Raw genomic sequence first — 18,770 nt, 5'->3', positions numbered from 1 at the left:
AACCAGACTTGATCGCCTCTTCCAGTACAGCGTTGAATTCACTGGCAAGCCTCGCCCTGGATCTGCCAGTACCCATTAACCCCAAACCGCGGCGACTCCACTCATGTTCAAACGCATTCTGTCCGCTCTCAGCGGCAAGAAACCTCAAGCTTCAACAGATAACGCGCCTGCTGATACGACGTCGCCAGAAGCCCACGACGGCGAGTTGATCACTGCCTACGACAGTTACGGACGCGAGATAAAGATCACTCGGGCCGAGTGGCGCGAGAAGGTGTTCCTGCCCAATCTGAAGCAGCACTGGGGTGATGCTGACGAGCTCTACAACCTCATTGTTTCGGGCCTGAACGATGGATTTGCGACTGACCTCATGCCAGCAGCCGAACGACTGGTCGAGATCGACGCTAATCCCGAGCGCAGTCATGTGGTGAACGGCATCGTGCTGATGCACAACGCTCAGCTTGATGCTGCTGAAGCCACCCTGCGGGCCGGGATGGCGAAAGTCGGTGTGTCGGGAATCATTCTGACCAATCTGGCCAAGGTGTTTGCCGAGCGTGGTGAGCAATCAGTTGCAGAGGCAACGCTATGGCAGGCGGTTGAAGCCGATCCGAATCAAGAGAATGGTGTGATGTGGTGGCTGAGCATCCAGCAGGAGCGGGGCGGCGAGGCGGCCTATCTCGCTGCTCTTCACACAGTAGCGGCGTTGCCGGGCAGTTGGCGTGCGCAGTTGTGGATGGCGCGGCATTACCTGCAACAGCGCAACGTCGCGCAGGCGCGCGTGCTGTATGAAGAAGTGTTGGCAGGTGGCCAGTTCGACCGAAGCGCGCTGCAGATGATCTCGGGGGATCTGGGCAACAATGGCCACATCCCGCTGATCGTCGAGCTTGTCGGGCCTGCTTACGATGAGCACAAACATGATTCGACGGCAGGTCTCAACTTGCTGCGTGCCTATCAGGAGCTGGGCAGGGTGGATGAAGGCGAGGCCTTGCTTACGCGCTTGTATGCCCTCGGCTTTGCGCCAATCAAAAGTCACCTTGACCAGTTTGCGCACGCTTTCGAGGACGTGCGCAGGCAGGAAGACAAAGGTGTTCCGATTGATCCTGCCAGCGTGACGATCAATACCGTGGCGCTTACCAAGCCGGTCTGGCACTACGGTTTGCGCAATGCTGACTGGCTCTTCGCGCAAAAACCGGAAGGTGCGCCAGAAATTGGTTTCTTCGCCTTGTCCAAAATCATGGAGAAAGCAGAACCTGCCGAATCGCAGCGCGAGGATGATATCGGGCGCTATACGCGTGCCATCCCTCTTTACATGGCTGAGTCGGTTCACTACTGGAATGACTATGCAGCCAATTGTTATGTCCAGGTCGCGGAGGGTGCGGGGCCGGTTGTATCGGGGGTTGAAGTCGACGGCAACACATTGTTCGATATCGTCCCGCCAACGACGAAGTATTTCGTCACGGGCGAGGTGGGGTGTTCGGGTGAGGGCGATCAAGCCCAGTGGCGGATTTCACTGAGCCTGTGGAACTGCACGAGCCGCACCCGGCAAACCGTTGAAAACGGTAGTGCAGGCAAAGCGGAACTTGGCGCGCTGGTACTTGATCTTCAACAGCGCTTGCTGGCCGGTATCGGACTCACGCGTGAGCAACCACTGGATGTGTTTTACCGGCAGCCCACCGCTGAGGTCTTGCCGGTGTATCTGACCCAGTTGGGCCAATCATTCATGCTGACGTTGCTTGCGAACGACCATTTACCCAAGTCGTCGATGTGGGGCGAACGCGCGATGCTCGAATGGCCCCTGAATATGGCGCTCCAGTGGCCTGAGATAGAAACCGCAAAACTGATGTACCTCTCCGGGTTGGGAAAGGCTTTCGATTACAAGTCGGATACAGTGGCCGAGCACAAGCAACGAAGCCTGCAAGTGCTGAGCGAACTGGAACGGGCGAACAGCCCGGCATCGCGCCTCGCACCGCTGATATGGAAAGGGTTTGGCATGCAGGCAGAGTTGCAGGGTCACCGCGCCAATGTACCGCCTGATGCAGAGCCGGCATATATCGAATGGCTGGAGCGGGTTAGTCAGTCGTAGCGCGGTTAATTGATGCAAAAAGCCGGAGCGGGCGTCACTGCCTTGCCCGGCTTTTTTACGCCTCAACTTCAGTTCGTGGTATCCACCCTTATCTTTACGCAAATGCAGGTGTATCGTATTCGCCCCTCGCATTTGCTCGCAGATGCGCTCAGTCGTCGTTTTCGAGGTCCCGCCGTTCATGTCCTTTACCCGTCGTCAGATCCTCACAGGCATCGCCGGTCTTGCTGTAGTCGGCCTTGGCGCGGGTGGTGCTTCGCGTTACTGGATGGGGCGTCGTGAGTCGCAAGCGGGTTCGGACTTCGTGCTGATCGCTGCACCGCTGGATATAGAACTGGTCTCTGGCCACAAGACACCTGCCTGGGCGTTTGGCGGTTCTGCGCCGGGTACCGAATTGCGGGTGCGGCAGGGCGAGTGGTTGCGCTTGCGCTTCATCAACCAGCTGCCGGTCGAGACGACCATTCACTGGCATGGCATCCGCTTGCCGCTGGAGATGGACGGCGTGCCGTACGTGTCACAGTTGCCGGTCAAACCGGGTGAGTATTTCGATTATAAATTCCGTGTGCCGGATGCTGGCAGCTACTGGTATCACCCGCACGTCAGCAGCAGCGAAGAGCTGGGGCGCGGGTTGGTCGGGCCGCTGATCGTTGAAGAGCGCGAGCCCACCGGTTTCGCCCATGAGCGCACGGTCAGCCTGAAAAGCTGGCATGTGGATGAAGTTGGCGCGTTTACCGAGTTCAGCGTGCTGCGTGAGGCGGCGCGTGAAGGTACGGCGGGTCGGCTTTCGACATTGAATGGTATTCCGCAGGCGGTCATTGAATTGCCTGCTGGGCAGATTACCCGCGTGCGCTTGCTCAACCTCGATAATACCGTCACCTATCGCCTCAACCTGCCGGACGCCGAGGTGCAGATTTATGCACTGGATGGCAACCCGGTCACGCCGCGGCCGTTTGGCGACGAGTACTGGCTGGGGCCGGGCATGCGCATCTGTCTGGCAATCAAGGCACCGCCTGCGGGTGAGGAAATTTCATTGCGTAACGGCCCGGTGCGTCTGGGGACGTTTCGGTCGGTCGCCAATAACGACGCGCCCGGCCAATGGCCACCTGAGCTGCCGGCCAATCCGGTGGCCGAGCCGGATATGGATAACGCCGAGAAGATCAATTTCAACTTCGAATGGGTGGGCTCAATGTCGGTCAACACCGACAACGGCAAGCCGCCCAGCTTGTGGCAGATCAACGGCGAAGCGTGGGACATTACCGACAAGACTTGCGCCGACCGGCCTATCGCCAAATTGAAGTTGGGCAAGAGCTACATCTTTGAATTGAAGAACATGACTCAGTATCAACACCCGATTCACTTGCACGGCATGAGTTTCAAGGTGATCGCGTCCAATCGGCGCAAGATCATCCCGTACTTTACCGACACGTTCTTGCTGGGCCGCAACGAGCGGGCGCGGGTCGCGCTGGTGGCGGATAACCCCGGTGTGTGGATGTTCCACTGCCATGTGATCGATCACATGGAAACTGGTCTCATGGCCGCCATCGAGGTGTCGTGATGCGTCAGCCGCAAATCATCGACCGCAGCAAGGATCAGGACTTCATGCGCGAGGCACTGGCGCTCGCCGCGCAAGGCGCATTGCTGGGCGAAGTGCCCGTCGGTGCAGTCGTGGTGCAGAACGGCGAGATCATTGGTCGTGGTTACAATTGCCCGATCAGCGCAAGCGACCCCAGTGCGCATGCCGAAATGGTCGCTATTCGTGATGCCGCCAGGGCGCTGGACAATTATCGGCTGCCAGGCAGTACGCTTTACGTGACGCTGGAACCATGCAGCATGTGCGCCGGGTTGATCGTGCATTCGCGGGTGGCGCGCGTGGTTTACGGCGCGCTTGAGCCCAAGGCAGGCATCGTTCAAAGCCAGGGGCAATTCTTCAGTCAGGGCTTTCTCAATCACCGCGTGCTGTTTGAAGGCGGGGTATTGAGCGAGGAGTGCGCGGCAATGCTGAGCGAGTTTTTCAGAATGCGCCGGGCTGCCAAGGATGCAGATAAAAACCAGGGCGGCGTCTAGAGCGCAGGCTTGTCGGGGCTACTGCCTGAAGCAGGTGCAGGCGGCGCAGGTGGTTGGGTCTTGTCGACTCCGGGAACATGCAGGTTGCCATCGGCGACCTGGCTGCCCTCGAGCTGAGGCTGCGTGACCCAGGTCAGAATGTCGTAATAACGACGAATGTTGGCAACGAAATGCACCGGCTCGCCGCCTCGGGCGTAGCCGTAACGCGTTTTGCTGTACCACTTCTTCTGCGCCAGACGCGGCAGCATTTTTTTCACGTCCAGCCATTTATCAGGATTCAGCCCCTCGTTCTGGGCCAATTTGCGCGCATCTTCGAGGTGACCGCTGCCAATGTTGTAGGACGCGAGAGCTAGCCAAGTGCGATCTGGCTCTTTAATCGAGTCGTCCAGCTGATCCTTTACGTAGGCAAAATACTTTGCACCGCCCTGAATGCTTTGTCGCGCGTCGAGCCTGTTGGTCACGCCCATCGCCTGAGCGGTGTTCTGGGTCAGCATCATCAGGCCGCGCACACCGGTTTTCGAGGTAACGGCCGGTTGCCACATTGATTCCTGATAGCCGATGGCGGCCAGCAATCTCCAGTCGACCTGTTCTTTCTTGGCCGATGTCTGAAAGTGTTTCTCGTATTTAGGCAGGCGTTCCTGCAAATGCTGGGCAAAGGTATAGGCGCCAACGTAGCCAAGTACATCGACGTGGCCGTAGTAACGGTCCTTCAGACGTTGCAGCGTGCCATTCTTCTCGACCTTGTCGAGGTACGCGTTGATTTCGTTGAGCAGGCTGTTGTCTTCGCCCGGTGCAACCACCCAGCGTTGTTCGCGGGCTTCGCCCAGGTCGAAGGCTACACGCACGTTGGGAAAGTACACCTGGTTCATCGCCAGCTCGTTGGAGTCGACCAGCGTCAGGTCAATCTGGCCTTCATCGACCATACGCAGGAGATCGACGACCTCGACCGCGTCCGACTCTTCATATTCAAGGCCGGGATTCTGCGCCTTGAGTGCCGCAAGCTGCTCGGCATGCGCGCTACCTTTCAGGACCACGATACGTTTACCCACCAGGTCGCCCGGGTCGGTGGGACGCGACTGGCCGTTGCGGTAGACAACCTGAGGGGTCACTTCCAGATAAGAGTGCGAGAAACGCGCCTGTTGCTTGCGCTTTGGCGTCTCGATCAGACCCGCAGCACCCAGGACCGGACCGCCCGGTTTGTTCATCTGGTCGAACAGATCGTCCAGATTGTCGGCCGTTTCGATCTTCAGTTCGACGCCCAGATCATCGGCGAAACGCTTGACCAGCTCGTATTCGAAGCCGGTTTCGCCGTTGCGATCCTGAAAATAAGTCGCCGGGCTGTTACGGGTGATCACCCGCAGCACGCCGTCCTCCTTGACTCGCTCCAGTGTGGTGGGTTTCTCCACACAGGCGCCGAGCATCAGGAAGAGTCCGGTTGCGATGAGCCACTTGGCGCAACGTGGGCGGAAATCTGGTCTGAAGAACATCGGTGCAGTATACGCAAAGCGCACCGGGCGCCATATCTCGACAGTGACGCCTGCGTCTGATAGGCGAGGGGGTTTTACAGGCATTTTCAGACTTTTTTTGCCTGGAGCGACATTCGGGCGCACCCGATGCCGCCGTTTTGGGTGATCAAAGGCCCGCTTTAGGCTAGAATGTGCGGCCTCAAAGCACACCCCCTTCTCGAGGCTGTCCCGAAGATGTTGATCCTGCGCGGTGCTCCTGCCCTTTCTGCCTTCCGCCACAGCAAATTACTAGAACAACTGAAACAAAAAGTTTCAGCTGTCAGTGGCTTGTACGCCGAATTCGCCCACTTCGCGGACGTCAACGACGTTCTTACCAGCGAAGAACAGCAGGTTCTCGACCGTCTCCTGAAATACGGCCCCAGCGTGCCGGTTCAAGAGCCGAGCGGCCGTCTGTTTCTGGTGTTGCCGCGTTTTGGCACCATTTCACCCTGGTCGAGCAAGGCCAGCGACATCGCCTGCAATTGCGGCCTGACGAAAATCCAGCGCATCGAGCGCGGGATTGCCTTCTATGTAGAAGGTCAGTTCAGTGAGGCCCAGGCTCAGGCAATCGCCGACAGCCTGCACGACCGCATGACGCAACTGGTGTTGGGCGATCACGAGCAGGCCGCTAGCCTGTTCAGCCACGCCCAGCCCAAACCGCTGACCGCGGTGGACATTCTGGGTGGCGGCCGCGCGGCGCTGGAAAAAGCCAACGTCGAGCTGGGCCTGGCCCTCGCTGAAGATGAAATCGATTACCTGATCACCAGCTTTAACGGTCTCGGGCGCAACCCGCACGACATCGAGCTGATGATGTTTGCCCAGGCAAACTCCGAGCACTGCCGTCACAAGATTTTCAACGCCAGTTGGGATATCGACGGCCAGAGCCAGGAAAAAAGCCTGTTCGGCATGATCAAGAACACCTATCAGATGCACAGCGAAGGCGTGCTGTCCGCCTACAAGGACAACGCTTCGGTGATCGTCGGCAACGTTGCCGGCCGCTTCTTCCCGGACCCCGAAACCCGCCAGTACGGCGCGGTGCAGGAGCCGGTGCATATTCTGATGAAGGTCGAAACTCACAACCACCCGACTGCCATTGCGCCGTTTCCTGGCGCAGCGACCGGTTCCGGCGGCGAGATTCGCGACGAAGGTGCAACCGGTCGCGGTGCCAAGCCCAAGGCAGGTCTGACCGGTTTCACCGTGTCCAACCTGCAGATTCCCGGTTTCGTGCAACCTTGGGAAGTGCCATACGGCAAGCCCGAGCGCATCGTCACCGCGCTGGACATCATGATCGAAGGCCCGCTGGGTGGCGCGGCGTTCAACAACGAGTTCGGCCGTCCGGCGCTGACCGGCTACTTCCGTACCTTTGAGCAGTCCATTACCACGCCGCACGGCGATGAGGTTCGTGGTTATCACAAGCCGATCATGCTGGCTGGCGGTATGGGCAACATCCGCGAAGATCACGTCCAGAAGGGCGAGATCACTGTGGGTTCCAAACTGATCGTGCTGGGTGGCCCGGCAATGCTGATCGGCCTGGGTGGCGGCGCGGCGTCCTCGATGGCGACCGGTACAAGTTCTGCCGACCTGGATTTCGCTTCGGTTCAGCGTGAAAACCCTGAGATGGAGCGTCGCTGTCAGGAAGTGATCGACCGCTGCTGGCAGCTGGGCGACCGTAACCCGATCAGCTTCATCCATGACGTCGGTGCCGGTGGTCTGTCCAACGCCTTCCCCGAACTGGTCAACGATGGCGATCGTGGTGGGCGTTTCGAACTGCGTAACGTGCCCAACGACGAGCCGGGCATGGCCCCGCTGGAAATCTGGAGCAACGAATCCCAGGAGCGTTACGTGCTGGCCGTCGGCGTCGAAGATTTCGACCGTTTCAAGGCCATCTGCGAGCGCGAGCGCTGCCCGTTTGCGGTTGTCGGCGAGGCCACTGCCGAGCCGCAGCTGACCGTTACCGACAGCCATTTCGGCAACAGCCCGGTGGACATGCCGCTGGAAGTGTTGCTGGGCAAGGCGCCGCGCATGCACCGTTCGGTCGAGCGCGAAGCCGAGATCGGCGATGATTTCGACCCGAGCACGCTGGATATCGAAGAAAGCGTGCAACGCGTACTGCGTCACCCGGCAGTTGCCAGCAAAAGCTTCCTGATCACCATTGGTGACCGCAGCATTACCGGTCTGGTCGCTCGCGATCAGATGGTCGGCCCGTGGCAGGTGCCTGTGGCTGACTGCGCCGTGACCGCGACCAGCTTCGACGTCAATACGGGCGAAGCCATGGCGATGGGCGAGCGCACGCCGCTGGCTCTTCTGGATGCTCCGGCTTCGGGCCGCATGGCGATCGGCGAAACGCTGACCAACATTGCGGCCTCACGTATTGAAAAGCTGTCTGACATCAAACTGTCGGCCAACTGGATGTCGGCTGCCGGTCATCCCGGAGAAGACGCGCGTCTTTATGACACCGTGAAAGCGGTGGGCATGGAGCTGTGTCCGGAGCTGGGTATTACCATTCCGGTGGGCAAGGACTCGATGTCCATGAAAACCCGCTGGAGCGATGAAGGCACTGAGAAGAGCGTGACTTCGCCGCTGTCGTTGATCGTGACCGGCTTTGCGCCAGTGGTCGACATTCGTCAGACCCTGACGCCTGAATTGCGCATGGATAAAGGCATCACTGACCTGATCCTGATCGATCTGGGCCGTGGCCAGAACCGCATGGGCGCTTCTATTCTCGCCCAGACCCACGGCAAACTGGGTCGTGTGGCACCAGACGTCGATGACGCTGAAGACCTCAAAGCCTTCTTCGCCGTGATTCAGGGCCTCAATTCAGACGGTCATATCCTTTCCTATCACGACCGTTCCGACGGTGGTCTGCTGGTCAGCACGCTGGAAATGGCCTTTGCCGGTCACTGCGGCCTGAACCTGCACCTCGACGGTGTGGCCGACAACGTTTCCGAGCTAAGCGCGATCCTCTTCAACGAAGAGCTCGGCGCGGTCATCCAGGTGCGTCAGGACGCGACTCCGCTGGTGCTGGCGCAATTCAGCGCTGCCGGTCTGGAAGATTGCGTTGCGGTGATCGGTCAGCCGATCAACAACGATGAAGTATCGATCAGCTTCCATGGCGAGCCGGTATTCAGTGGCCAGCGTCGTCTGCTTCAACGTCAGTGGGCCGAGACCAGCTATCAGATCCAGCGCCTGCGTGACAACGCCGAATGCGCGGATCAGGAATTCGATGCGCTGCTGGAAGAAGACAATCCGGGCCTGACCGTCAAACTGGGCTTCGACGTTAACGAAGACATCGCTGCGCCGTACATCAAGACGGGCATCCGCCCTCAGGTTGCCGTGCTGCGCGAGCAGGGTGTCAACGGTCAGGTCGAGATGGCGGCAGCCTTTGATCGCGCAGGCTTCAATGCGATTGACGTGCACATGAGCGACATCCTTGCCGGTCGTGTCGACTTGAACGACTTCAAGGGCATGGTTGCCTGTGGCGGCTTCTCCTATGGCGACGTGCTGGGTGCCGGTGAAGGCTGGGCCAAGTCGGCACTGTTCAATAGCCGCGCCCGCGATGCGTTCCAGGGCTTCTTCGAGCGTGCCGACAGCTTCACGCTGGGTGTGTGTAACGGTTGCCAGATGCTGTCCAACCTGCACGAGCTTATTCCGGGCAGCGAGTTCTGGCCCCATTTCGTGCGTAACCGCTCCGAGCAGTTCGAAGCGCGCGTGGCAATGGTTCAGGTTCAGGAGTCGGCATCGATCTTCCTGCAAGGCATGGCCGGTTCGCGCATGCCAATCGCCATCGCTCACGGTGAAGGTCACGCAGAGTTCCGCAATGACGACGCGCTGCTTGAAGCGGATGTGTCCGGTACTGTGGCACTGCGCTTCGTCGATAACCACGGCAAGGTCACTGAAACCTACCCGGCCAACCCGAACGGCTCGCCGCGCGGTATCGGCGGCATGACCACCCTGGACGGTCGCGTGACGATCATGATGCCGCACCCGGAACGCGTGTTCCGCGCGGTGCAGAACTCATGGCGTCCCGAGGACTGGAACGAGGACGCTGCCTGGATGCGCATGTTCCGCAACGCGCGGGCCTGGGTTAACTAAGGCGCGTGTACAAGCTCGCCTTCTTTGTTCCGCCGAGCCATGTGGACGAGGTCAAGAACGCCGTATTCGCTGCTGGTGCAGGGCGAATCGGCGCTTACGATCACTGTTCATGGCAAGTGCTCGGCCAGGGCCAGTTCCGCCCGCTGAATGGCAGTCAGCCATTTGTCGGGCAGAGCGGAGTGGTCGAATCGGTGGAGGAATGGAAGGTCGAGCTGGTCGTGGCTGATGATCTGATTCAGCAAGCAGTGTTGGCGCTTAAGCAGAGCCATCCCTACGAAACGCCTGCTTACGAAGTATGGCGGCTGGAAGAGTTCTGAGGGGCTGTACTGGCCTCTTCGCGAGCAAGCTAGGCGCGTCGCCCGGATGCCCCCACGATGTAAACGATTGACAGCTATCGTGCGACGCTCCGCGTCGGCATGCCGTTCTGGACGTTCTGCGTCTGATCCTGACTGCTCGCTGCAATGATCAAGGCCGAATCTCGATCATCGTCCCGTCTTTCACCAGATCCCATATCTCCCGCATGTCGTTGTTCTTCAGCGCGATGCATCCGTTGGTCCAGTCCAGCGTGTGGAAGTACCATTCCGGGTACTCTTCATCCACCGGCGTGCCGTGAATCATGATCATGCTGCCCGGTTTCACGCCTTCGCGACGTGCCCGTGCCGAGTCCGAAATGTTCGGGTAGGAAATGTGCATCGACAGGTTGTAGTTATTGCTGGGCTTGCGCCAGTCGAGCCAGTAGAAACCTTCTGGCGTGCGTTGGTCGCCTTCCTGCAATTTGGTGCCCTTGGGGTTCTTGCCCAGAGAAATTCGATAGGTCTTCAGCGCCTCGCCACCGCTGATCAGTTGCAACTGGCGAACCGATTTGAGCACCAGCACCTTGTCGATCGGCTTGCTGGCAATACTCTCGGTATTGATGACTTTATTGTTGATGATTTTCTGTTCGCTGCCCTTGGGCACGATGGTCTGGGTAAACGCAGCCTGCGAAAGCGGTACGAATGACATGCAAAAGAAGGCGAACAACCAGCGCATTACGATTTCCCTGAAGGTGCTTCTTTCTATAAAAAGCGCCGATATTGTGTGCGACCCTGACTTTCAGGTGTCCAGCAACGGACGTGACGGGGGAAGGGCGCTGGTATGAACCGGGTAGACCTGCCGACGCCGATCCGCGAAGAAGTATTCTAGGGTACGTCCGACTGTCATGAAAGCCAGGTCCGACCACGGAATGTCGGCTTCGTCGAATAACTGCACTTCAAGACTCTCGATTCCTGCCGCAAACGCCTCAGTCGCCATTTCTGCCCGATAGAACACATGCACCTGATTGATATGCGGAACGTCGATCAACGTGTACAGATGCAGCTCGGTCAGAGTGGCGCAGGCTTCCTCGATGGTTTCGCGCCGCGCGGCCTGTTCGATGGTTTCGCCGTTTTCCATAAAACCTGCCGGCAGTGTCCAGAAGCCCAGGCGCGGTTCTATGGCCCTGCGGCACAGCAGGACCTTGTCGCCCAGCGTCACCAGACAGCCCGCCACGATGTTCGGATTCTGGTAATGAATGGTGTGACAATGCTCGCAGACATACCGCAATCGGCTGTCGCCTTCGGGAATACGCTGGATAACGGGGTTGCCGCACTGGCTGCAAAATTTCATGGGGTCAGTCGATAGTGAACGCAGTCGCTATCTTGGCCTGTCGTGCTGCGGCTCGGCAACCCTCTGTGTGACAGGAGTTGCCTTGCGAGGGGTTGGGCGCAACCTCGCTTTGGTGCATGATGCCAGACAGGCAACAGATCGAGATTTCCCATGCTGGATGAGCTACTTCGCCGTGTAGTCAGTCATACGCCCGAAACCCTCGACTCGGATCGACGATTCCCCGAGGCGGCTGTTCTGGTGCCTGTCACCCGCAGTGAGCAACCCGAGCTGATTTTGACCTTGCGTGCCAGTGGTCTGTCGACACATGGTGGCGAAGTGGCTTTTCCGGGGGGACGACGCGATCCAGGCGACCCGGACCTGATTTTTACTGCCCTGCGCGAGGCCGAGGAAGAAATCGGACTGCCTCCCGGGCTGGTCGAAGTAGTCGGCCCGTTAAGCCCGCTCATCTCCAAACATGGCATCAAAGTCACGCCGTATGTCGGTGTCATACCTGACTTTGTCGAATACCAGCCCAATGACGGCGAGATCGCGGCGGTGTTCAGCGTACCGCTGGAGTTCTTCCGTCAGGACACCCGTGAACATACGCACCGCATCGATTACGAAGGCCGCAGTTGGTACGTGCCCAGTTACCGTTACGGCGGTTACAAGATCTGGGGGCTTACCGCGATCATGATCGTCGAGCTGGTCAATGTGCTGTACGACACCAAAATCAGTCTGCATCATCCGCCCGAACGCTCGACCACCTGAACCTGAGTGGCTTGCTGCAGAAGTGCTGTCGACAGGAAGTGCTGTTCATAACAATCCGTACCCATGAGTACGACCCGCCTGAGGAAGCTGCATGAAATATCGCCTGGGGGAATCCCGTGTTCAGACCGACCCGCAGAGCTGGGTTGCTCCTAATGCGGTGCTGATCGGTAATGTCAGGCTGGAAGCCGGAGCAAGTGTATGGTTCAACGTGGTGTTGCGTGGCGACAACGAGCTGATCCATATCGGCGAAAACAGTAACGTGCAGGATGGCACAGTAATGCACACCGACATGGGCTCGCCCCTGAGCATCGGCAAGAGTGTGACCATTGGGCATAACGCGATGTTGCATGGCTGCAGCGTTGACGATTACAGCCTGATCGGCATCAACGCGGTCATCCTCAACGGGGCGAAAATTGGTAAATACTGCATCATCGGCGCCAATTCGCTGATCGGAGAAAACAAGGTTATTCCCGACGGGTCGCTGGTCATGGGGTCTCCGGGCAAAGTGGTGCGCGAACTCACCGACGTGCAGAAGAAAATGCTGGAAGCCAGCGCCGCCCATTACGTACACAATGCCCAGCGTTACGCCCGTGACCTGGTTGTGCAGGAAGAGTGATGAGCACCGATACCCCGATTGAAAAGCCGGTCCGTTCTCCCTGCGTGAGCATTTGTGCGCTCGATGAGCAGGACATATGCACCGGTTGCCAGCGAACCGTGAACGAGATCACCCGGTGGAGCCGGATGAGCAACGACGAGCGCCGTGTCGTGCTGGGGCTGTGCGACGAGCGCGCCAGGGCCAGCGGGTTGATGTGGACGGTGGGCGGGGCACGCTGACGTTCCCATGGCCTTACAGGAGCGAACTTGCTCGTAAAGAGGCCGGTGCAGTAGAAGAATTTGCTGCGTTTGGAATATAGCCTTCGCGAACAAGTTCGCTCCCACAGGTTATCCGTGGGCGTTGTGGGAGCGAACTTGTTCGCGAAGAGGCCGGTGCAGTCGATGCATTATCTTCGTCAGAAATAGCGCTTTCGCCTATGCCCGGGCACGGTCCTTGCCCGCGTTTGCTATCATTGCCGCTCGCTTGCACAGGCCCAAACCCTCCATGCTTTTCCTGATCGCTTACATCGGCAGTGTCGTGCTGATCAACTTCGCCTTCTCCAGTGCGCCGCATCTGGACATCATCTGGTCTGCCTGGGGCGGGCTGGTGTTTGTGTTGCGCGATATGGTGCAAATTCGCTTTGGTCATGGCGCGATCATCGCCATGCTGGTGGCGCTGGTGCTTTCGTATGTCACCAGCGACCCGACCATTGCCCTGGCCAGCGCCACTGCGTTCGCGGTCTCCGAGTGCATTGACTGGCTGGTGTTCAGCATCACCAGACGCCCGTTGCGTGACCGGTTATGGATCAGCTCGGCACTCAGCATCCCGCTGGATACCTTTATCTTCTTCGGCATGATCGACGCGCTGACTGCACCGGTCGTGCTCACTGCGCTGGCATCGAAGTTCGCCGGCGTGACCCTGGTCTGGATGATCATGGCCTGGCGAGCGCGCAACAACGCTTGTCCGGGCTGAGCGCCCATTTACCGGGGCTTCGTGGTAAATTGCGCGCCTTTCTCCACAGCGGTTGCTTGCATAAGGCAGGCAGCCCTCGATATCTGCTTCACGAGGACCTGAGATGACTCAAATCGGAACTCCACTGTCGCTCACCGCGACTCGCGTACTGTTCTGCGGCAGCGGCGAACTGGGCAAGGAAGTCGTGATCGAGCTGCAGCGCCTTGGCGTTGAAGTGATCGCTGTTGACCGTTATGAGAACGCGCCCGCGATGCAGGTTGCTCATCGCAGCCATGTGATCAACATGCTCGACGGTGCTGCGTTGCGTGCAGTCATCGAGGCCGAGAAGCCGGATTTCATCGTTCCGGAAATCGAAGCCATCGCCACCGCAACCCTGGTTGAGCTTGAGGCCGAAGGCTTTACCGTGATTCCGACCGCGCGCGCCGCGCAACTGACCATGAACCGCGAAGGCATTCGTCGTCTGGCGGCCGAAGAGCTGAAACTGCCGACCTCGCCTTATCACTTTGCCGACACCTTCGAGGCGTACAGCAAGGCTGTCGAAGACCTCGGTTTCCCTTGCGTGGTCAAGCCGGTCATGAGTTCGTCGGGCAAAGGGCAGAGCCTGCTCAAGAGCGCTGATGACGTGCAGAAAGCCTGGGATTACGCGCAGGAAGGCGGTCGCGCTGGCAAGGGCCGCGTCATCGTCGAGGGTTTCATCGACTTTGATTACGAAATCACCCTGCTGACCGTGCGTCACATCGGTGGCACCACGTTCTGCGCGCCGGTTGGCCATCGCCAGGAGAAGGGCGACTATCAGGAATCCTGGCAGCCGCAGGCCATGAGCCCGGTAGCGTTGGCGGAGTCAGAGCGTGTTGCAAGGGCAGTGACCGAGGCATTGGGTGGTCGTGGCATGTTTGGTGTCGAGCTGTTCATCAAGGGCGATCAAGTGTGGTTCAGCGAAGTCTCGCCGCGCCCGCACGACACCGGTCTGGTCACTCTGATTTCTCAGGACTTGTCGCAATTTGCCCTGCACGCTCGCGCAATTCTCGGCCTGCCGATTCCGTTGATCCGCCAGTTCGGGCCATCTGCTTCCGCAGTGATTCTGGTCGAAGGCCAGTCCACTCAGACCGCTTTCGCCAACCTCGGCGCGGCGCTGGCCGAGCCTGACACCGCGTTGCGTCTGTTCGGCAAACCGGAAGTCAACGGTCAACGCCGCATGGGCGTCGCCCTGGCTCGCGACGAGTCCATCGAAGCCGCGCGGGCCAAAGCGACCCGAGCGTCGCAAGCGGTAGACGTAAAGTTGTAAGGGCGCAGCTGCAAGCTACAAGCAGGAGTGTGGTGCTCTTGCTTGCAGCTTGAGGCTTATAGATCCCTATCCCGAGTTTCCTTCAGGCTCAACACCGCCAGCACGCTGATCAGCGCAGCTGCAGATACATACCCGCCCACCCAGCTCAAGCCGCCCATCGCCACCAGTTTCTGGGCGAAGAAGGGGGCAACCGAGGCGCCGACGATTCCGCCCAGGTTGTACGCCGCCGATGCGCCTGTGTAGCGAACCTGTGTCGGGAACAGCTCTGGCAGCAGCGCGCCCATGGGGGCAAACGTAATGCCCATCAGAAACAGCTCGATGCATAGAAACAACGCCACAGCCCAAGTGCTGCCGTGGGTTAACAGTGGTTCCATGGTGAAACCTGACAGAATCGCCAGCACACCGCCAACAATCAGTACCGGCTTGCGCCCGAAGCGGTCGCTTGCCAGTGCAGCCAATGGCGTGGCAGCCGCCATGAACAGCACCGCAAAGCACAACAGCCCCAGAAACGTTTCACGGGTATAGCCCAACGTGGCCACGCCGTAACTCAATGAAAACACCGTCGAGATATAAAACAGCGCATAACAGACGACCATCGACGCTGCACCAAGCAGCATTGGCCTCCAGTGCTGGCTGAAGGTTTCCACGATCGGCAGGCTGACGCGTTGGTGACGGGCCATAGCCTTGGCGAAGACGGGAGTTTCTTCCAGCTTCAGGCGCACATACAGCCCGACCATGACCAGCACGGCGCTGAGCAGAAACGGGATTCGCCAGCCCCACGCGCGAAACTGCTCGTCGCTCAGGGTCATGGCCAGTGCCAGAAACAGGCCATTGGCGGCCAGAAAACCGATTGAAGGTCCCAACTGTGGAAACATGCCGAACCAGGCGCGTTTGCCTTTCGGGGCGTTCTCGGTCGCCAGAAGCGCAGCGCCACCCCATTCCCCGCCCAGGCCAAGCCCCTGACCGAAGCGCAGTACACATAGCAGAATCGGTGCCCACGCGCCGATAGTCGCGTAACCGGGCAATACGCCGATCAGCGTGGTGCAGATACCCATCAGCAGCAGCGACGCCACCAGGGTCGATTTACGCCCGATCCGGTCGCCAAAATGACCGAACAGCGCCGACCCGAGCGGGCGCGCGAGAAAGGCGATACCGAAGGTCAGAAATGACGACAGCATCTGCGCCGTACCTGAGGTCTGCGGGAAAAACACCGGACCTATCACCAGCGCGGCGGCAGTGGCGTAAACGTAAAAGTCGTAGAACTCGATAGCTGTGCCGATAAAACTGGCTGTGGCGACGCGGGTTGCCGAATTCACCGGTTTTACGGACTCGGTATTATTTTCGCGAGAGAGCGGGGTGCTGGTCATGCGGATTCCCTGGCTGTCGACTCGCCGGGCGGCAAGGACCGTGCTCCGGCTAGCATTCATTATTGTGATTGTGGGTAAAGCGTCGAGCAGAGTAACCCGAATGGGTCGAGAGACAAGGGTGTCGCCGGGATCTATTTGAAGGCAGAAATCTATTTGAAGGTGCGAACGAGGGTGTTCTGCCACATGGCCACGCGCTTGACGCGATTGTCTTCGGTCTCGAGGATTTCCAGCCGGTAAGGCCCTATTTTCAGGCAGACCGGAGCCTCTGGAATGGTTTCCAATGCTTCTGTAACCAACCCGTTAACGGTTTTCGGACCATCCGAAGGCAGGTGCCAGCCAAGGCTTTTATTGAGTTCGCGAATGGATGCAGCACCTTCTACCTCAAGGCGTCCGTCTTCCTGTTGCTTGACGTGGGGATTGTCCAGCCGCTGCTCGCTTTCGAATTCGCCGACGATTTCTTCAAGAATGTCTTCAAGGGTGACGATACCCAGCACTTCCCCGTACTCATCAACCACCACGCCGAGGCGGCGCTGCTGTTTGTGGAAATTCAGCAACTGCAACTGCAACGGAGTGCTTTCCGGAACGAAATAAGGCTCGTAGCAGACTGCCAGCAACTGCTCTTTGGTCAGTGTGCCTTTGGGCAGCAGGTGGCTGATGTCGCGTGTATTGATGACGCCCTGAACCTGATTTATGTCGTTGTGATAGACCGGCAGGCGCGTGTGACGTGAAATGATCAGGCGCTCGATGATCAGCTCCATCGGATCATCAAGGTTGACGCCATCCACCTCGTTGCGCGGTATCAGGATGTCATTGACCGTTATGCTGTCCAGTGCGCGGATGCCCGACAGCACGCTGGCGCGCGGATAATGCTCGTGAACAATATCGTGGCGGTTGGTTTTCTGCACATCGTCTTCAAAGTTCTGCTCCTGTTGCTGCACGTGGCGTGACAAAAACGGGCGCAGCAGCGTCTTGGCGAGCACGTTGAACACGTAGGCCAACGGCCAGACGATCTTCATTGGAATGCGCAATACGCCATTGCCCAGTAGCAGTGTCGAGACAGGGTGACGGTTCGCCAGGCGGCGCGGTATGTATTCGGCGAACACCAGCATGACGCTCACGGTACCCAGCCATGCCACGGTCGGGCCGTTGTAGAACCAGTAATTGGCAGCAATCAGTGTTGCGATTACGGTGATCAGTACCCTTATCAGCGTATTGCCCAGGATCAGGCTGTTCAGGTTGAACGCCAGCTCGGGAAGCGGCGCGGCCTTGTCCGAACGGCTGGCGGCGCGCATTGCCTTGAGTTGGTGGTGCGCGGCTTCGACTGACGTCAGCAGACCAGCCCAGAGCATAAGGAGGGCGAGGACGCCAAGCAGTGGGCCAAGGGGCAGATTATCCATGATCAGGGCCCGTCAGATGTGCAGGATGAATTCGCGTACCAGCTTGCTGCCGAAGTAGGCGAGCATCAGCAGGCAGAAGCCGCCCAGGGTCCAGCGAATGGCTTTGTGACCTCGCCATCCAAGGCGGTTGCGCCCCCACAGCAGTACGCTGAATACGACCCAGGCCAGGCAAGCCAGCAGGGTCTTGTGCACCAGATGCTGGGCAAACAGGTTTTCAACGAACAGCCAGCCGGAAATCAGCGACAGCGAAAGCAGCGTCCAGCCAGCCCAGAGGAAGCCGAACAAAAGGCTTTCCATGGTTTGCAGCGGCGGGAAGTTCTTGATCAGTCCGGAAGGGTGCTTGTGCTTGAGTCGGTAGTCCTGCAACAGCAACAGCAACGCCTGGAATACGGCAATGGTGAACATTCCGTAAGCCAGTAGCGACAGCAGTATATGGCTCAGGATGCCGGGTTCTTCCATGATCGGCTGTACGGTGCCGCTGGGGGCGAACTGAGCGAGCAGCACGGTCACCATTCCCAATGGGAACAGCAGCACCAGCAGGTTTTCCACCGGAATGCGTGACGTGGCGATCAAGGTCACAACGATCACTGACGCGGCGATCAGGCTGGCCGAGTTGAAAAAGTCCAGACCCAGACCGACGGAATGCGTCAGTTGGGAAAACAGACCGATGGCGTGTGCGATCACCGCCAGCGTACCGAGCAGGCAAAGCAGCCGCTTGTCGGGCTTGACGGCCTGGCTCAGGCGCAGGCTCTGATAGACGGTCGCAGCGGCGTACAGAGCGGCGGCGGCGAGGCTGGGAAGCAGGCTGGGTGGCAAAGGGGACATAGATCCTGATGGACGGGCCTGAAAAGACGTTGAGTTTGGCATATAACCGGCAAATCACGAAAGACCACAGAAGCAGACTGCGTGGTGTCCGTGCGGCGGAGTCTTCGCTATAATCCGCGACCTGCTCAAGCCGCAGGCTCGCCGAGCGCCATTTCTGCATTACGGGCCGGGCCGCATCAACCGGGGTTCGACGAGAGCCT

General features: G+C 59.0%; 15 protein-coding genes and 1 pseudogene. 10 read left to right on the top strand and 6 right to left on the bottom strand.

Annotated features, from left to right (window positions below):
- Positions 1-103: 103 nt before the first annotated feature.
- From RYB66_RS05730 to tadA, 3 genes are all read left to right on the top strand, one after another.
- Positions 104-2,080 carry a tetratricopeptide repeat protein gene (locus tag RYB66_RS05730; RefSeq protein ID WP_316893974.1) on the top strand — a complete coding sequence of 659 codons (1,977 nt, stop codon included), beginning with the start codon at positions 104-106 and terminating at the stop codon, positions 2,078-2,080.
- A 178-nt stretch (positions 2,081-2,258) separates the two neighbouring features.
- The gene (locus RYB66_RS05725) at positions 2,259-3,632 is read left to right on the top strand and encodes a multicopper oxidase family protein (RefSeq protein ID WP_316893972.1); all 1,374 of its coding nucleotides are present in this window, start codon (positions 2,259-2,261) and stop codon (positions 3,630-3,632) included.
- A complete protein-coding gene (gene tadA / locus RYB66_RS05720) occupies positions 3,632-4,141 on the top strand; it encodes a tRNA adenosine(34) deaminase TadA (RefSeq protein WP_316893970.1) in 510 nt (169 codons plus the stop codon). Before RYB66_RS05725 ends, tadA begins: the two co-directional genes overlap by 1 nt.
- On the opposite strand, the gene mltF is transcribed toward tadA, so the two are convergent.
- Positions 4,138-5,628, bottom strand: coding sequence for a membrane-bound lytic murein transglycosylase MltF (gene mltF, locus RYB66_RS05715; RefSeq protein WP_002552508.1), 1,491 nt, complete (start codon positions 5,626-5,628; stop codon positions 4,138-4,140). The genes tadA and mltF overlap by 4 nt on opposite strands.
- Before the next feature lie 213 nt (positions 5,629-5,841).
- On the opposite strand from mltF, the gene purL reads away from it, so the two are divergent.
- On the top strand, positions 5,842-9,738 hold the full coding sequence (gene purL / locus RYB66_RS05710; RefSeq protein WP_316893968.1) for a phosphoribosylformylglycinamidine synthase: 3,897 nt from the start codon (positions 5,842-5,844) through the stop codon (positions 9,736-9,738).
- Between the two features lie 5 nt (positions 9,739-9,743).
- A complete protein-coding gene (locus tag RYB66_RS05705; protein ID WP_005778343.1) occupies positions 9,744-10,055 on the top strand; it encodes a YqfO family protein in 312 nt (103 codons plus the stop codon).
- Positions 10,056-10,203: 148 nt separating this feature from the next.
- Here RYB66_RS05705 and RYB66_RS05700 read toward each other — a convergent pair.
- Positions 10,204-10,626: pseudogene (locus tag RYB66_RS05700) on the bottom strand (L,D-transpeptidase family protein); the annotation flags it as partial.
- A 204-nt stretch (positions 10,627-10,830) separates the two neighbouring features.
- On the bottom strand, positions 10,831-11,382 hold the full coding sequence (locus RYB66_RS05695; protein WP_002552512.1) for an NUDIX hydrolase: 552 nt from the start codon (positions 11,380-11,382) through the stop codon (positions 10,831-10,833).
- A 150-nt stretch (positions 11,383-11,532) separates the two neighbouring features.
- On the opposite strand from RYB66_RS05695, the gene RYB66_RS05690 reads away from it, so the two are divergent.
- The 5 genes from RYB66_RS05690 to purT all read left to right on the top strand — a co-directional run bounded on the left by RYB66_RS05690 (position 11,533) and on the right by purT (position 14,981).
- Complete coding sequence (locus RYB66_RS05690) at positions 11,533-12,129, top strand: CoA pyrophosphatase (protein WP_005732461.1); 597 nt, start codon at positions 11,533-11,535, stop codon at positions 12,127-12,129.
- 91 nt (positions 12,130-12,220) lie between these two features.
- A complete protein-coding gene (locus RYB66_RS05685) occupies positions 12,221-12,745 on the top strand; it encodes a gamma carbonic anhydrase family protein (protein ID WP_004656329.1) in 525 nt (174 codons plus the stop codon).
- Positions 12,745-12,963, top strand: coding sequence for a DUF1289 domain-containing protein (locus RYB66_RS05680; RefSeq protein ID WP_004656331.1), 219 nt, complete (start codon positions 12,745-12,747; stop codon positions 12,961-12,963). Before RYB66_RS05685 ends, RYB66_RS05680 begins: the two co-directional genes overlap by 1 nt.
- Positions 12,964-13,228: 265 nt before the next feature.
- Positions 13,229-13,696, top strand: coding sequence for a preQ0 transporter (locus RYB66_RS05675; RefSeq protein ID WP_004666056.1), 468 nt, complete (start codon positions 13,229-13,231; stop codon positions 13,694-13,696).
- A 103-nt stretch (positions 13,697-13,799) separates the two neighbouring features.
- On the top strand, positions 13,800-14,981 hold the full coding sequence (gene purT / locus RYB66_RS05670; protein ID WP_005778349.1) for a formate-dependent phosphoribosylglycinamide formyltransferase: 1,182 nt from the start codon (positions 13,800-13,802) through the stop codon (positions 14,979-14,981).
- Between the two features lie 56 nt (positions 14,982-15,037).
- Here the strand turns inward: purT and RYB66_RS05665 are convergent, their stop codons facing one another.
- The 3 genes from RYB66_RS05665 to RYB66_RS05655 form a co-directional block, all read right to left on the bottom strand.
- Positions 15,038-16,348, bottom strand: a complete 1,311-nt coding sequence (locus RYB66_RS05665) for an MFS transporter (RefSeq protein WP_005778351.1) — start codon at positions 16,346-16,348, stop codon at positions 15,038-15,040.
- Positions 16,349-16,497: 149 nt separating this feature from the next.
- Positions 16,498-17,745: a CNNM domain-containing protein gene (locus RYB66_RS05660; protein ID WP_005732466.1), complete on the bottom strand. Its 1,248-nt coding sequence runs from the start codon at positions 17,743-17,745 to the stop codon at positions 16,498-16,500.
- Between the two features lie 12 nt (positions 17,746-17,757).
- Complete coding sequence (locus RYB66_RS05655; protein WP_005743379.1) at positions 17,758-18,570, bottom strand: inner membrane protein YpjD; 813 nt, start codon at positions 18,568-18,570, stop codon at positions 17,758-17,760.
- Between the last annotated feature and the right edge of the window lie 200 nt (positions 18,571-18,770).

This window comes from Pseudomonas syringae group sp. 243L2, assembly GCF_032587875.1.
GTDB lineage: Bacteria > Pseudomonadota > Gammaproteobacteria > Pseudomonadales > Pseudomonadaceae > Aquipseudomonas > Aquipseudomonas amygdali.
Note: the sequence above shows the minus strand (reverse complement) of the source record. Positions and strands in the feature narration are given on the sequence as shown.

Excerpts from the sequence above, each read along its gene's own strand:
- mltF (WP_002552508.1), bottom strand. The coding sequence starts at position 5,628 with ATGTTCTTCAGACCAGATTTCCGCCCACGTTGCGCCAAGTGGCTCATC.
- RYB66_RS05655 (WP_005743379.1), bottom strand. The coding sequence starts at position 18,570 with ATGTCCCCTTTGCCACCCAGCCTGCTTCCCAGCCTCGCCGCCGCCGCT.
- RYB66_RS05730 (WP_316893974.1), top strand. The coding sequence starts at position 104 with ATGTTCAAACGCATTCTGTCCGCTCTCAGCGGCAAGAAACCTCAAGCT.
- purT (WP_005778349.1), top strand. The coding sequence starts at position 13,800 with ATGACTCAAATCGGAACTCCACTGTCGCTCACCGCGACTCGCGTACTG.
- RYB66_RS05665 (WP_005778351.1), bottom strand. The coding sequence starts at position 16,348 with ATGACCAGCACCCCGCTCTCTCGCGAAAATAATACCGAGTCCGTAAAA.
- RYB66_RS05725 (WP_316893972.1), top strand. The coding sequence starts at position 2,259 with ATGTCCTTTACCCGTCGTCAGATCCTCACAGGCATCGCCGGTCTTGCT.
- RYB66_RS05675 (WP_004666056.1), top strand. The coding sequence starts at position 13,229 with ATGCTTTTCCTGATCGCTTACATCGGCAGTGTCGTGCTGATCAACTTC.
- RYB66_RS05685 (WP_004656329.1), top strand. The coding sequence starts at position 12,221 with ATGAAATATCGCCTGGGGGAATCCCGTGTTCAGACCGACCCGCAGAGC.
- tadA (WP_316893970.1), top strand. The coding sequence starts at position 3,632 with ATGCGTCAGCCGCAAATCATCGACCGCAGCAAGGATCAGGACTTCATG.
- RYB66_RS05660 (WP_005732466.1), bottom strand. The coding sequence starts at position 17,745 with ATGGATAATCTGCCCCTTGGCCCACTGCTTGGCGTCCTCGCCCTCCTT.
- RYB66_RS05690 (WP_005732461.1), top strand. The coding sequence starts at position 11,533 with ATGCTGGATGAGCTACTTCGCCGTGTAGTCAGTCATACGCCCGAAACC.
- RYB66_RS05695 (WP_002552512.1), bottom strand. The coding sequence starts at position 11,382 with ATGAAATTTTGCAGCCAGTGCGGCAACCCCGTTATCCAGCGTATTCCC.
- purL (WP_316893968.1), top strand. The coding sequence starts at position 5,842 with ATGTTGATCCTGCGCGGTGCTCCTGCCCTTTCTGCCTTCCGCCACAGC.
- RYB66_RS05680 (WP_004656331.1), top strand. The coding sequence starts at position 12,745 with ATGAGCACCGATACCCCGATTGAAAAGCCGGTCCGTTCTCCCTGCGTG.